Origin of the sequence: Shinella curvata (genome assembly GCF_022899935.1) — a bacterium.
Classification (GTDB): domain Bacteria; phylum Pseudomonadota; class Alphaproteobacteria; order Rhizobiales; family Rhizobiaceae; genus Shinella; species Shinella curvata.
In genome coordinates, this window is sequence record NZ_JALJCJ010000008.1 from 204099 (window position 1) to 217955 (window position 13857).

Annotated in this window: 11 protein-coding genes; 9 read left to right on the plus strand and 2 right to left on the minus strand. The window is 62.1% G+C overall.

The window, feature by feature from the left end; translation table 11 throughout:
- The first annotated feature begins 12 nt into the window (after window positions 1-12).
- The 4 genes from MUU55_RS25865 (at window position 13) to MUU55_RS25880 (ending at window position 5271) form a co-directional block, all read left to right on the plus strand.
- Window positions 13-816: an SDR family NAD(P)-dependent oxidoreductase gene (locus MUU55_RS25865; protein ID WP_342346075.1), complete on the plus strand. Its 804-nt coding sequence runs from the start codon at window positions 13-15 to the stop codon at window positions 814-816.
- Window positions 817-1465: 649 nt separating this feature from the next.
- Window positions 1466-2917, plus strand: a complete 1452-nt coding sequence (gene gabD / locus MUU55_RS25870) for an NADP-dependent succinate-semialdehyde dehydrogenase (protein WP_244763661.1) — start codon at window positions 1466-1468, stop codon at window positions 2915-2917.
- Window positions 2918-2980: 63 nt separating this feature from the next.
- Window positions 2981-4573, plus strand: coding sequence for a GMC family oxidoreductase (locus MUU55_RS25875; protein WP_280519132.1), 1593 nt, complete (start codon window positions 2981-2983; stop codon window positions 4571-4573).
- Between the two features lie 26 nt (window positions 4574-4599).
- Window positions 4600-5271, plus strand: coding sequence for a GntR family transcriptional regulator (locus tag MUU55_RS25880; RefSeq protein WP_244763663.1), 672 nt, complete (start codon window positions 4600-4602; stop codon window positions 5269-5271).
- Window positions 5272-5286: 15 nt separating this feature from the next.
- Here MUU55_RS25880 and MUU55_RS25885 read toward each other — a convergent pair whose 3' ends face one another.
- Both MUU55_RS25885 and MUU55_RS25890 read right to left on the minus strand, forming a co-directional pair.
- Window positions 5287-6465: an iron-containing alcohol dehydrogenase family protein gene (locus MUU55_RS25885; protein ID WP_244763664.1), complete on the minus strand. Its 1179-nt coding sequence runs from the start codon at window positions 6463-6465 to the stop codon at window positions 5287-5289.
- A gap of 50 nt (window positions 6466-6515) precedes the next feature.
- The gene (locus tag MUU55_RS25890; protein ID WP_244763665.1) at window positions 6516-8012 is read right to left on the minus strand and encodes an aldehyde dehydrogenase; all 1497 of its coding nucleotides are present in this window, start codon (window positions 8010-8012) and stop codon (window positions 6516-6518) included.
- A 108-nt stretch (window positions 8013-8120) separates the two neighbouring features.
- Here MUU55_RS25890 and MUU55_RS25895 point away from each other — a divergent pair, with 108 nt between their 5' ends.
- The 5 genes from MUU55_RS25895 (at window position 8121) to MUU55_RS25915 (ending at window position 13851) form a co-directional block, all read left to right on the plus strand.
- A complete protein-coding gene (locus tag MUU55_RS25895; RefSeq protein ID WP_244763666.1) occupies window positions 8121-8984 on the plus strand; it encodes a transketolase in 864 nt (287 codons plus the stop codon).
- Window position 8985: 1 nt separating this feature from the next.
- Window positions 8986-9975 carry a transketolase family protein gene (locus tag MUU55_RS25900; protein WP_244763667.1) on the plus strand — a complete coding sequence of 330 codons (990 nt, stop codon included), beginning with the start codon at window positions 8986-8988 and terminating at the stop codon, window positions 9973-9975.
- 104 nt (window positions 9976-10079) lie between these two features.
- Window positions 10080-11318, plus strand: a complete 1239-nt coding sequence (locus tag MUU55_RS25905) for a sugar ABC transporter substrate-binding protein (protein WP_244763668.1) — start codon at window positions 10080-10082, stop codon at window positions 11316-11318.
- 53 nt (window positions 11319-11371) lie between these two features.
- Window positions 11372-12859, plus strand: a complete 1488-nt coding sequence (locus MUU55_RS25910; protein WP_244763669.1) for a sugar ABC transporter ATP-binding protein — start codon at window positions 11372-11374, stop codon at window positions 12857-12859.
- Window positions 12860-12864: 5 nt separating this feature from the next.
- Window positions 12865-13851 (plus strand): ABC transporter permease, encoded by a 987-nt coding sequence (locus tag MUU55_RS25915; protein ID WP_244763670.1) that lies wholly within the window; start codon window positions 12865-12867, stop codon window positions 13849-13851.
- Window positions 13852-13857 lie beyond the last annotated feature (6 nt).

Sequence of the window (13857 nt, forward strand, 5' to 3'; positions counted from 1 at the left end):
GAAGGAATGACGATGCGTTTCGAAAACAAGACCGTGCTGGTGACCGGTGCCGCCGGCGTTATCGGCTCTGCTGCCGTGCGCCGTTTCATTTCGGAAGGTGCCCGCGTCGCGATAGCCGATCTCAACGGCGCTAAGGCGGAAGAGGTTGCGGCTGAATTCGGCGATCGTGCCAAGGCATTTGCTGTTGATGTCGGCGATCCAGCCGCAGTCGACGCCATGATCAACGCCGTTACCTGTCATTTCGGCGGTATTGACGTCCTGTTCAACAACGCCGGTATCTCGGGGACGGTTGCGCCCGTGCACGAGCTCTCGATTGAAGACTGGCAGCGGATCGTCGGCATCAATCTCAACGGTATCTTCTACGTTTTGCGCGCGACCCTCGCTGCCATGATCGCTGGCAAGAGACAGGGCGCCATCGTCAACATGGGCTCGTCGATGGCGGGCTGGGATGTCTTGTCCGGTGGGGTCGGTTACGCCGCAACCAAACACGGTGTCGTCGGTATCACGCGTATCGCGGCGCTTGATGCAGCTCCCTATGGCATCCGCATCAATGCCATCTGCCCTGGTGTCATCGAAACCCGCTTGGGCGTTCCGGCAGAGGACGAAGCGGCCTACTCCGCGGGCATCGAGCGCTTTGCCCACCGCATTCCATTGCGCCGGATCGGTCAGCCGGAGGATGTTGCCGCCGCAGTTGCCTTCCTTGCGTCCGACGACGCGAAGCATGTGACGGGCGTCGACTGGCTGATCGACGGTGGCCAGACGCTACAAAGCTGGGCGAATTCGCCCGACAGCGATCGTTTCCCGCGCTTTGTCTGAGGATTTGCCGGACTTCTTGGGTGAATTAGCTATTGGCGAGCTTCTGGGCTGAGCACCAGTTGTCGCGTTCGTGCCGTCGATTCAGGTCACGGTTGCGCCCCGAAGGTTCGCGGAGAAGTTGCGTGTGGCCGAAATCTCGTTTGATTGAAGTGCCCCAGCAGAAAATCTATCCGAGACGTGGCAGCCGCATCGGAGAACGCCGTGCTGAGCGTCCGGGGTGTGTCATCGGGAGCACGCATTCTGCATCAGCTTTCGATGGAGGTTGACACGGCCTCTTCGTGAAATGCTCGGACGGTAATTTAGGATATTTTTCGGACTTCTACGCCCAAGGGTGTTCGGCCCATGAACATACCCAATGAGGTTGCGTAATTCGCCATGCTACGCAATCTGCAAAAATCAGTAACTTCACGAAAAATACAGCGGGTCACAGGCTCAGACCCGGTCGACTGAAAAACGGTTGCTGTCTCCTGCGAGATGATGCTGAGAGTAGATAGTGTGTGCGGCTGGCGGGTCGGTTGATCCCGTTCGAGAGCTCAACGCCGCTCAGTCGCCCTCTTCGTGAGCTGAATTTGCTGACCTCTAAGCGAAAAAACCTCTTTGCTATCAAGATATATCATATATATTGCTGATTCAATTGAGGAGATATATGATGCGTTTCGTAGACCCGAGCCTTTTGCGGCAGGCTGCGTTGGTTGGCACGCGCTGGATCGAAGCGGATGGTAGCGGCATCGCGGTGAAGAACCCGGCGACGGGCGAGTTGGTGGGCTACGTTCCGAAGCTCGGTGCTGCGGAGACGAAGGAGGCCATCGATGCCGCCGCCGTCGCCCAGAAGGGCTGGGCGGCGCGTACCGCCAAGGAACGCTCGGGCATCCTGCGCAAGTGGTTCGAGCTGATGATCGACAACAAGGACGATCTTGGCCGTATCCTGACCATGGAACAGGGCAAGCCGCTGGCGGAAGCCACCGGCGAGATCGTCTATGGCGCAAGCTTCGTCGAATGGTTCGCCGAGGAAGCCCGCCGTCTCTATGGCGATATCGTGCCCGGCCACCAGAAGGACAAGCGCATCCTCGTGATGAAGCAGCCGATCGGTGTGGTCGCGGCGATCACGCCGTGGAACTTCCCGAACGCCATGATCACCCGCAAGGCCGGCCCTGCCTTCGCCGCCGGCTGCGCCATGGTGCTGAAGCCCGCCTCGCAGACGCCGTTCTCGGCCATTGCGATTGCCGTGCTGGCCGAACGCGCCGGTCTGCCCGCCGGCCTGTTCTCGGTCATCACCGGCTCTGCCCGCGAGATCGGCGCGGAGATGACGGCGAACCCCACCGTGCGCAAGCTGACCTTCACCGGTTCGACGGAGATCGGTGCGGAGCTCTACAAGCAGTGCGCGCCGACCATCAAGAAGCTCGGCCTGGAGCTTGGCGGCAATGCGCCCTTCATCGTGTTCGACGATGCCGATCTCGATGCGGCGGTGGAAGGTGCCTTGATCGCCAAGTTCCGCAACAACGGCCAGACCTGCGTCTGCGCCAACCGCCTCTATGTGCAGGAGGGTGTCTATGACGCCTTCTCGGCAAAGCTCGCGGCGGCCGTCGGCAAGCTGAAGACCGGCAACGGTTTCGACGAGGGTGTCATCCTCGGCCCGCTGATCGACAATGCCGCGCTTGAGAAGGTCGAGGAGCATGTGGCGGATGCGGTGAAGAGGGGCGGCCGTGTGGTGCAGGGCGGCAAGCGTCATGCGCTGGGTGGCACGTTCTACGAGGCAACCGTCATTGCCGATGTGACGCCGGACATGGCCGTCGCAAAGGAAGAGACCTTCGGCCCGGTCGCGCCGCTGTTCCGGTTCAAGGACGAGGACGATGTGATCGCGCAGGCGAACGACACGGAGTTCGGGCTTGCCTCGTATTTCTATGCCAAGGAACTGTCGCGGGTGTTCCGCGTGGCCGAGGCGCTGGAATACGGCATGGTGGGTGTCAACACGGGTCTGATCTCCACGGCGGAAGCGCCATTCGGCGGTGTCAAGCTCTCCGGCCTCGGCCGCGAGGGCTCGCGCTACGGCATCGAGGAGTTCACCGAGATCAAATATGTCTGCCTCGGCGGTATTGCCTGAGTTGGCAATAGCCATTTCAGACGGGGAAAGTAAATCTCAGGGAGGGATGTTTTGACGGATTTCTTGATTGTCGGTGGGGGATCGGCTGGTAGCGCTCTTGCGGGACGGCTGGCCATGTCGAATGCAGGAAAGGTGACAGTGCTTGAGGGAGGGCCGCGTGACCGCCATCCGCTGATCCACATTCCCGCAGGCTTCGTGAAGCTGCTCGATTCGAAGCTTCTGTTCCACTACAAGACGGAGCAGCAGGCTGGTCTTGGCGGGCGTGCGCCGATTATGCCGCAGGGTGCGGTGCTTGGTGGCGGCGGATCGGTCAATGCGACTATCTACATTCGCGGACAGCGCGGCGACTATGATGCCTGGTCGTCGCTTGGTGCCGACGGATGGTCCTACTCGGAGGTGCTACCCTATTTCCGGCGCGCCGAGGACAACGACCGCTTTTCCGATGCCTATCATGGTACGAATGGGCCGCTGGGTGTTTCCGATCTCCGGCAGGTCAACGAACTGACCCGGGCATTCGTGCGCAGCGCCCAGGAAGCGGGCATTCCCTTCACGCCTGATTTCAACGGTCGCCGCCAACGCGGCGTCGGCTATAACCAGACCACAACGCGCAACGCCCGGCGTTGCAGCGCCGCCGTCGCCTATTTGCGGCCGGCACTCGAAAGTGGAAATCTCGACATCCGGACCGGCTGCTTCGTCACCCGCATCCTCTTCGAAGGGGACCGCGCCATCGGCGTCGAATATCAGCAGGACGGTGCGCTTCGAACGATCCGGGCGGAGAAGGAGGTCATCCTGTCTGCCGGTGCGGTCCAGACGCCGAAACTGCTGATGCTCTCGGGCGTCGGGCCGGAGAGCGAATTGCAGCGCCACGGCATCGCTGTGCATCATCGGCTCGAGGGTGTCGGCCAGAACCTGCAGGATCACCTCGAGTTTCCGGCGATCCGCTATTGTACCGGGCGCTACGGATATTTCGGCGAGGACACGTTCCTACGCTCGGTGCGCAACGGGGTCCAGTATCTGCTCTTCAAGTCGGGACCGGTCATGTCGAATGTCACGGAGGCCTGCGCCTTCGTCAATGTCGACGACATGGAGGAGGAGCCGAACGTGCAGCTGCATTTCGTGCCGATCGTATTCCAGGATAGCGATCAGGAGCAGATCAAGCGGGCAGGGGCAACGATCAATCCATGCGTGCTACGACCGCTGAGCCGTGGCGAAATCCGGCTGCGCTCAACGAACCCGGCCGACCATCCGGTGATTGACCCGCGTTATCTAAGCCATCCCGAAGATATGCGGCTGTCGGTGAAAGGCCTCAAGCTCGCGCGCGAAATCCTCGCGCAATCAGCCTTTGCCCCCTTCGTCGAGAAGACGGAAGCGTTTCCGGGTTCCGATGTCGAGGATGAGGCGACCTTGCAGTCCTATATCCGCTCCAAGGGCAAGACGGTCTACCATCCGGTGGGGACCTGCCGTATGGGAACGGACGATATGGCGGTTGTCGACCCAAAATTGCGCGTTCGGGGCTTGAGAAATCTCAGAATTGTGGACAATTCCATCATGCCCACATTGATTTCGGGCAATACCAACGCGCCGGCGATTATGATCGGTGAAAAGGCGTCGGACTTGATCCGCGGCATCGACCCGCTGCCGCCAAGCAATGCCTGACACGGCGGCCCGAACGGAGGTGCCCTATGACGAGCTTGAACAAACTGGACCGCGGCAACCTCTCCGAACAGGTTTATACGGCGATCCGCGGAACTCTGATGGATGGCCGCTACGAGCCGGGCGAACGGCTTCGTATCAACAGTCTAGCCGAAGAACTCGGGGTTTCCATCACGCCGGTGCGCGAGGCGATCTTTCGCCTCGTCAGCGAGCATGCTCTGGAAATGAAGGCGGCGACCGCCATCCACGTGCGCAATCTGGCGCCGGATGAGCTGCGCGAAATCCAGTTCATTCGCTACCATCTCGAAAGCGAGGCGGCAGCACTTGCGGCCGAGCGCATCACGCCCAAGGAGCTCGCCAATCTGGAAAGCCTCCAGGAGGCTTTCCGCGTGGCAGCTGGGGAGGATCCGCAGGAGGCGTCGCTGATCAACCGGCAGTTCCACTTCGCCGTCGTCGCGGCCGCCGGCATGCCGCTCGTTTTCGCGACCGTCGAAAATATGTGGACGCTGATGGGGCCGCTTTTGCGGACGTTCCACATCACTGTCCCGGTGAGGGACCTGACAAGCGGCGCGCACAAGCACTACGACCTGCTGCGGGCGCTGAGCAAACGCGACGCTGCGGGTGCCAGAGCCGCGATGCAGGAGGATATCGTCTGGGGCAAGGTGCTCATCGAATGGCTGGAAAAGAAACGGGCGGTTTGACCGCCCGTCACCGTTTCAGAAGCTGGCAAGCACGATCGAGCGCAGGTCGTCCCGGTCGGCAGGTCGTCGCGAGCAGGCGACGTCCTGGCCGTAGTTCGTCATCGCGATCTCGACCAGCGTGTCTGTTTGATCTCGCTTTAGGCCCAGCGTGCCAAGTCCAGCGGAAAGGCCGACGGACGCGCAGAAGCCTCGGAGAGCTTCCGGGAGCGCTTTGGCCTGTTCGGTCTCCGGCAATCCGATGAGGTCTGGTTGGAAGATCGTAGCCACGCGCGCCAACCGGTCCCCGGCATGGGGAAGCGTCCATTGCACCGTCGACAGGAGGAAGGTGGCGCAGCTCTCGCCATGCGGCGTGTCCTTGAGCGCACCGAGCGCCTGGCCGAGGGCATGGGGTATGCCGACGCCGATATTGCCGAGCGTCACGCCGGCCATGTAGCACGCTTCGGCCATGCGGATGCGCGCCTCGATGTTCGACGGATCGGCGCAGGCGATCGGCAGGTGCGCGGCGACGAGTTCCATGGCGCGGATCGAGAACACATCCGTCCAGCCGTTCGGCCGGGTGCCGATATAGCCCTCGAAGGCATGCAGGAAGGTGTCGATGCCCGTCGATGCGGTGAGCCGCGGCGGCTTGGTAAGATGCAGGCCGGGGTCGATCAGCGCCACGTCCGGGTGGCAAAAGGGGTGGATGATCGTCGCCTTCAACTTGAGATCGGGATTGGAGAGCACGGCGAAGGGTGTGATTTCGGCGCCTGTTCCGGCATTGGTCGGCACGGCGATCAGCGGCAGTCCGCGTTTTTCCGGCTGGCGGACGTCGGCGTTGGTGCGGGCGGTGAAGTCCCAGGAGGCGCCGCCATTCGTTACTGCGAGCGAAACGGCTTTGGCAGCATCGATCGTCGAGCCACCGCCGACCGCGATGATGACATCGGCCTGCCAATCGCGTGCCTCCGCTGCGGCAACGTCACAGGTCGCCGCGCGTGGATTGGGCACGATGTCATGCCAGAGACGGGTTTCGATGCCGGCCGCGGCAAGTCCATCGACGATCCTGCCTTCGAGAGGCGAGCCCTTCAGAAAGGGATCGACAAGGAGAAAGGCCCGGCGGCCAAGCTTCGCTGCTTCCTGCGGCAGGGCTTCGATGGAGCCACGGCCGAAATGCACGCGCGTCGGCAGGGTGATCTGATAGGTGTCTTGAGTGTTCATAGGGTCCTGTCCGAAGAGGAGAAGGCGGCCGGGGCCGCCTTCCTGATGGCTCAGAGCTCGATCCAGGTCGTCTTCAGCTCGGTATATTTGTCGAGCGCATGAAGCGACTTGTCACGCCCGTTACCGGATTGCTTGAAGCCGCCGAAGGGCACCGTGACATCGCCGTGGTCGTAGCAATTGACCCACACGCTGCCGGCCCGCAGCTTGCGCGAAATCCTGTGGGCGCGGGAGAGGTCACGCGTCCAGACTGCGGCGGCAAGGCCGTAGCTGGTGTCGTTTGCGACCCGCACAGCCTCTTCATCATCCTTGACGGTAATAGTCGACAGCACTGGTCCGAAGATCTCTTCGCGAGCGATCGTCATCGAGTTCTTGACGTCGGCGAAAATGGTAGGATTGACGTAATAGCCGCCGAGATTGGTGTCCGGCCGGTCGCCGCCCAGCACGAGGCGGGCGCCTTCCTCCTGACCCTTGGCGATGTAGCTCTCGACCCGAGAACGATGCCCATCCTCGACGAGGGCACCGAGTTTTGTTTCCGGATCGAGCGGATCGCCCGGCCGGATCGACCGGGCCGTGTCGACGACGATGTCAAGGAACTGGTCCTGGATACGTTCCGACAGGATGAGCCGCGACGGTGCGACGCAGACTTCACCCTGGTTGAAGCAGATGGCTGTCGCGGCACGCTCGGCCGCGACACGCAGCTCCGGCACGTCGTCGAGAATGATGTTCGGCGACTTGCCGCCGCATTCCAGGAAGACACGCTTCATGTTCGACTGGCCGGCATATTGCAGGAACAGCTTGCCCACTTCGCCCGAGCCGGTGAAGGCGAGGCAATCGATGTCCATATGCAGGCCCATCGCCTTGCCGGCTGTCGGACCGAAGCCCGGCACGACGTTGAAGACGCCATCGGGAATGCCCGCCTCCGCCGCCAGTTCGGCCATACGGATTGCCGTGAGCGGCGATTGTTCTGCCGGCTTGAGGATGACGGAATTGCCCATGGCGAGCGCTGGTGCGAGCTTCCATGACGCCATCAGCATCGGGAAATTCCACGGCACGACGGCTCCGACGACGCCGACAGGTTCACGGGTGATCGTTGCGAGCTGGTTGGGGCCGGTCGGCGCGATCTCGTCATAAAGCTTGTCGGGGCACTCGGCATACCACTGCAGCGTATCGAGCACGACGTTGACGTCGATGGTGCGGCTTTCGCTGATCGGCTTGCCCATGTCGAGCGTTTCCAGCACCGCCAACTCGTCCATGTGCTTTTCGAACAGGGCTGCAAAGCGCTGGAGCACCTTCTTGCGCTCCTTCGGCGAGCGATCGCGCCAGGCGCCGGCTTCGAAGGCGCGCCGGGCCGCCGTAACCGCACGATCGACATCGGCGGTGTCGCAGGCCGCCACCTTCGCGATCACCTGTCCATCGCGCGGGGAAATGTTGTCGAAGGTTTCGCCGGAGGCCGCATCCACGAAGCGGCCGTCGATGAAGGCCTGGCCTTTGATGGCCAGGCGGCTGCGAATACCAAGAATATCGGATTTCGACAGTTGAAGGGTCATGCTCTCCTCCCTAAATTTGTGCGTGACATATATGATATATGATGTTAAATCGCATCCGGCAAGTGGATGTTGCTGCCCGTTTAGCGGCAATGGCAGGGAGGATGCAGGTTGAATTCGGCACTGAGAAATGATTACCGCCCGGACGAGGCGACCATCGCGCGGCTTCGCGATCGGGCGCAGTTCGTGCGGCTGGAGACGATCCGTCTGATCGAGATCGCCAAGGTCGGCCACTATACGTCGGTCTTTTCGGCGGCCGAGATCTTCGCGGCGCTCTACTATGATGTGATGCGCCTTAGCGATGACCCGAAATGGGCCGACCGCGACCGCTTCCTGATGGGCAAGGGTCATGCCGCCGTCGGGCTTTTCCCGATCCTCGCCGATCTCGGCTATCTCTCGGCCGACCTGCTCAATGGCTATACGCGTCTCGGCAACCCGCTTGGCGATCACCCCGACATGCGCAAGGTCGCCGGTGTCGATTTCTCCTCCGGCTCGATTGGTCATGCCTTGTCGAACGGTCTCGGCATGGCGCTTGCGGGCCGCATGCAGGGCCGTTCCTTCACGACCTTCGTCATGCTCGGCGATGGCGAGATGCAGGAAGGGCAGGTTTGGGAAGCGGCGCTGGGGGCTGCCCATCACAAGCTGTCCCGTCTGGTCGCGATAATCGATCGCAATGGTTATCAGCTCGATGGCGCGGTGGACGATGTCATGGGCATCGAGCCTCTCGACGAGAAATGGCGCGCCTTTGGTTGGGACGTGCATGTCGTCGATGGCCACGACATCGGTGAGCTGACGGCGGCACTGCGCCGCGCGAAGGCGGACGAGAGCCGCACGCGGCCATGCTGCATCATCGCCCGCACCGTCAAGGGCAAGGGGGTCGGCTACATGGAAACCGAACCCGGCTGGCATCTCGGCTATCTCGATCCGAGCGACGCCGAAGCCGCCCGTGCTGAAATCCTCTCGAAGGTCATCTGATATGAGCCATGCGCTTCAACGTCCCCAGTCGCCTAATTCCTGGCACTACCGCGAACTGAACCAGAAGAATCCGGGTCTCGATCATCTTTCGAACGGTCTCATCTCGCTGGTGGAAGCGGGGCATCCCATCATGGCGGGCTCGGCCGACCTGCAATATTCCAACGGTCTCAACCGTTTCGCCGCGCGTTATCCGGATCGTTATATCGGCTTCGGCATTTCAGAGCAGAACATGGTCTCGGCAGCGGCCGGCATCGCGACGACAGGCATGATGCCCTATGTCGCCACCTTCGCCTCGTTCCTCGGCCTGCTCACCTGCGAGCAGATCCGCATGGACGTCGCCTATTGCGCCTTGCCGGTTCGCCTCATCGGGCACCACACCGGCATTTCCATGGGCTTCTACGGCACCTCGCATCACGCGACGGAAGATATCGGAACGATGCGCTCGATCGCCGACCTGACGATCGTTTCTCCGGCCGATGGCCCGCAGCTGGAAGCGGCGATCCGCGCCAGCGTTGATCATGACCGGCCGATCTATTTCCGCACCGGCCGCGGGCGCGAGCCCGATCTGTATGATCCGAAAGCCGATTTCGTTTTCGGCAAGGCGATCGAACATGCGCGCGGCGAGGAGCTGACGATCATCGCCTGCGGCCTGCCGGTGCATCCCGCCGTCCAGGTCGCCAAGCGTCTCAATGCGGCCGGCCGCTCGGTCGGCGTCATCGACATGGCGACGGTCAAGCCGATCGACCGCGACGCGGTGCTGGAAGCGGCGTCCCGTTCCAAGCTGCTCATGACGATCGAGGAGCACAATATCCTCGGCGGACTGGGTGCCGCTGTTGCGGAGGTGCTGGCCGATGAAGGTGTCGGCAAGCGGCTCATCCGGCACGGCATCCGTGACGAATATGCGCTGATCGCGCCCCCGACCCATCTCTATGCCCACTACAAGCTCGACGAGAAGGGCATCGAGGAGCTGGTGCTGAAGGCGATCGGCTGACGGAGGAATGTGCAGGCATCATTTTGCTGACGCAAAAGATATATCATGTATTTCAAAGGAGGTTGCGAGGGAGTGTCGCAACCCATTCAGGAGGAGGAGTGCATATGAAGACCTACGGAAAATTCGTCGCCGCGGCGCTGTTGTTCACGGCGCTGTCCGGGCCGGTTCTGGCCGCAGACAAGCATGAGCTCTATTCGCACATGCCGAACACCGCGCTGTCGGGCGTGATCGATCCGCAGATGGCGGATCGTGCCGACATCGCCAAGGCGCTGCCGAAGACGCCCAAGGACCCGAAGAACATCGTGATCGGCTGGACGGAGATCACGCTGGGCAATGCCTGGTTCGTTGAAGTGGTCGAGGCGGCCAAGCGCAAGGCGGCAGAATATGGCGGCTATACCATCGACATTCAGGTTGCGGATGGCGATCCGTCGAAGACCTCCGCGCATTTCGATTCCTTCATCACCAAGGGCGTCGACGTGATCGTGGTCGATCCGACCGACGTGGTGGGTGCGGCGACGGACGCCCAGCGTGCTGTCGATGCGGGCATTCCGGTTATTGCGCTGGGCACGGTGCCGGATGCGTCCGGCCCGTTCATCACGACTGTACTCGCCAACCCCTTCGGCAATGGTTTCGAGGCCGGCATCTATGCCGCCAAGAATGTCGGCAAGGATGTCTCCATCGTGTCGGGCGTGACCATCGGTACGCTCGGCAATTCCACGTCCGAAAGCCGTATCACCGGCTTGCTCTCCGGCATCGTCTTCGAACGTTCGAACCAGTTCAATCTTGGCCTCAGCCGCGAGGACGCGATGCTGAAGGGCTTTAACCTGTTTCAGGAACTGAAGACCGGCGGCTCGTTCAACTGGACGGAAGGCCAGTTCGAGGTCGTCGGTATCCAGCCGGGCGGCTGGACCGAGGAAGGTGGCCTGAAGGGCGCGGAAGACCTGCTCGCTGGCCATGGCAGCCGTATCAACTTGATGCTCGCCGAAAACGACTTCATGGGTATCGGTGCGCTGACGGCAATCGAGAACATCGGCAAGAAGGGGCAGATCCCTGTCGCCTGCGCCGCCGACGGCTTCCGTGTCGCGCTCGACCTCGTCAAGAACGGCGATCTCCTCGTGACCGGCGCCAACAGCGGCCGCGCCACGGGCGAGGGCGTGATGGTGCTGATCAACGAGATCTTCCGCAACGGCTTCGACGCCAACGACCTGCCGCTCGGCTCCTATTTCCCGTCCGAGATCATCACCAAGGACAATGTCGAGGGCCTCATCGATCCCGACCAGGCGAACCCGTTCTTCAAGTACGAGGTCCCGCCCTTCCGTACGATCTCGCAGATCCGCGGCTGATGTGAATGAGGCATCGCCGGGCAACCGGCGGTGCCTTCCGGGAGGAGAAGCAGATGCATCTTTCAATGTTGCAGATCGACAAGGCCTTCGGCGGCGTCGCGGCGCTGCAGGGCGCAAGCATCGAAGCGTTCGGCGGTGAGGTTCATGGCCTCATGGGAGAGAACGGGGCGGGAAAATCCACCCTGATGAAAGTGCTTGCCGGCGCCTATCGGCGGGATTCCGGTGAAATCCATCTCGACGGCAAGCCGGCCGACATCACTTCGCCGCATGATGCGATCGCCAAGGGCATATCGGTCATCTACCAGGAATTTTCCCTGGCCGGACACCTGTCCGTCGCCGAGAACGTGTTGATCGAGGAACTGGGAAAGCCGGGTGTCCGGGTCCAATGGGCCGACATGGTGCGTCGCACTCGCACGCTGCTCGCCGATATGGGCTTCGAGGACATCGACCCGATGCAGCCTGCCGGCGAACTGCCGGTCGCCTACCAGCAGGTGGTGGAAATCTGCAAGGCGCTGTCGCGCGAAAGCACGATCCTCGTTTTCGACGAGCCGACCGCCGTGCTCACCCACCACGAGTCCGAAAAGCTTTTCCGCCTCATCCGCATGCTGCGCGAACGCGGGGTGTGCATTCTCTATATTTCGCACCGGCTGGAGGAAATCTTCACGCTGTGCGACCGTGTTACGGTTCTGAAGGACGGCCAGACGGTCGGCAGCTGGCCGATCGATGCGATCGACCAGAAAAGCCTCGTCCGCCACATGATCGGCCGGGAACTCTCCGACCTCTTTCCTCGCAGAGACGCCGTGATCGGCGACGCCTTGCTGGAGGTGGACGGGCTGAATGCCGGGCCGATGGTGCGCGATATCTCGTTTTCCGTTCGGGCCGGCGAAGTGCTTGGTGTCAGCGGTCTTGTCGGGGCCGGGCGCACGGAAACGATGCGCGCCATCTTCGGTGCCGATCCGGTTCAATTCGGCCGCATCCGGCTTGCGGGCCGAGAGATCGTCAACGGATCGCCGGGCCAGGCGGTCGCCAATGGCATCGGCATGTTGCCTGAAGATCGCAAGCATCAGGGTGTGCTGCTCGACCTGCCGATCCGCGTCAACGCCATGATGACGCCGGCCAATCCCTTTATCTCCGCCCTGGGCTTCATCCGCAATCGCGAGGAAATCGCCGCTGTCGAGGAGATCGCGAGAGGGCTCCGGCTGAAATCCGCCGGCATCGACATTTCCGCCGGAACGCTTTCGGGCGGCAACCAGCAGAAGGTGGCGATCATGAAGTGGATCGCCGCCAAGTGCCGCGTGCTCATTTTCGACGAGCCGACGCGCGGCGTCGACGTCGGTGCCAAGATCGAGATCTACCGCGTCATGAACGAACTCGCCGAGGCGGGCGCCGCAGTCATCATGGTTTCCTCGGACATGCTGGAGGTCATCGGCATGTCCGACCGGGTCATCGTCATGCGCCAGGGGCAGATCGCCGGCGAACTTCAGAAACATCAGATCAGCGAGGAGGCCATCATCGACCTCGCCATGGGAACGGAGGCGTGACCCTCATGCAGAAGAAAACCGGCGTCGCCACGTTTTTGATCCGCTACAATATCTTCCTCATGCTGGCGCTGCTCGTGGTTGCCTCCACGCTTCTGTCGGATGTCTTCCTGACGCCGCAGAACCTGTGGAACCTGCTGCGTCAGCTGGTGCCGCTGGCACTGGTTTCCATCGGCATGCTGCTCGTGATCCTGACAGGCGGCATCGACCTGTCGGTCGGCGCTCTCGCAGCGATCGGCGCCATGGTCATTGCCATGCTGCTGCCGTACCTGCCGGATCAGGCAGCGGTCGGTCTGCTGACCGGCATCGTCGCTGCGATTGCCGCCGGCGCCCTGCTGGGTGCGGTTACGGGCGTGCTCGTCTCCGTCTTCCGCATGGCGCCGTTCATCGCGTCGCTTGCCATGATGACGGTTGCACGCGGAATCGCTTTCATGATGTCGAACGGCCAGCCGGTACGCTTCCCGCGTGACACAGGGGCGGCGGATCTCATGCGTGCTTTTGGCAGCAGCGCGGTGCCCGGCATCGGCATGCCTTGGCCAGTTCTTGTCGCGCTGGTCTTCGTGGTGCTTTTCGTAACGCTGATGGCGCAGAGCAAGTTCGGTCGTCTCGCCATCGCCACGGGCTCGAACGAGGTTGCCGTGCGCCTCGCCGGCATTCCCGTCGCCCGCTACAAGTTCCTCGTCTACGTCATCGCTGGCGGACTGTCGGCGCTTGCCGGCGTGGTGGCGACGGCGCGCACGGCGGTCGGCACAGCCAATACCGGCTTCGGTCTGGAACTCGATGCGATTGCGGCCTGTGTCATCGGCGGAGCCTTGCTGTCGGGCGGCAAGGGCTCGGTGGTCAACACGATGATCGGCGTGCTCATCCTCGGCCTCATCGGCAACATCATGAACCTTCTGTCGGTGCCGGCCTATCCGCAGCAGATCATCAAGGGCGTCATCATCGTCTTCGCGGTTCTGCTGCAGAACGTCAGCGGCGAAGCGAAACGAACCTGAAGCGTT

Coding starts and splice junctions, on each gene's coding strand:
- MUU55_RS25865 (WP_342346075.1), top strand. CDS start 13: ATGCGTTTCGAAAACAAGACCGTGCTGGTGACCGGTGCCGCCGGCGTT.
- gabD (WP_244763661.1), top strand. CDS start 1,466: ATGCGTTTCGTAGACCCGAGCCTTTTGCGGCAGGCTGCGTTGGTTGGC.
- MUU55_RS25880 (WP_244763663.1), top strand. CDS start 4,600: ATGACGAGCTTGAACAAACTGGACCGCGGCAACCTCTCCGAACAGGTT.
- MUU55_RS25885 (WP_244763664.1), bottom strand. CDS start 6,465: ATGAACACTCAAGACACCTATCAGATCACCCTGCCGACGCGCGTGCAT.
- MUU55_RS25890 (WP_244763665.1), bottom strand. CDS start 8,012: ATGACCCTTCAACTGTCGAAATCCGATATTCTTGGTATTCGCAGCCGC.
- MUU55_RS25900 (WP_244763667.1), top strand. CDS start 8,986: ATGAGCCATGCGCTTCAACGTCCCCAGTCGCCTAATTCCTGGCACTAC.
- MUU55_RS25905 (WP_244763668.1), top strand. CDS start 10,080: ATGAAGACCTACGGAAAATTCGTCGCCGCGGCGCTGTTGTTCACGGCG.
- MUU55_RS25910 (WP_244763669.1), top strand. CDS start 11,372: ATGCATCTTTCAATGTTGCAGATCGACAAGGCCTTCGGCGGCGTCGCG.
- MUU55_RS25915 (WP_244763670.1), top strand. CDS start 12,865: ATGCAGAAGAAAACCGGCGTCGCCACGTTTTTGATCCGCTACAATATC.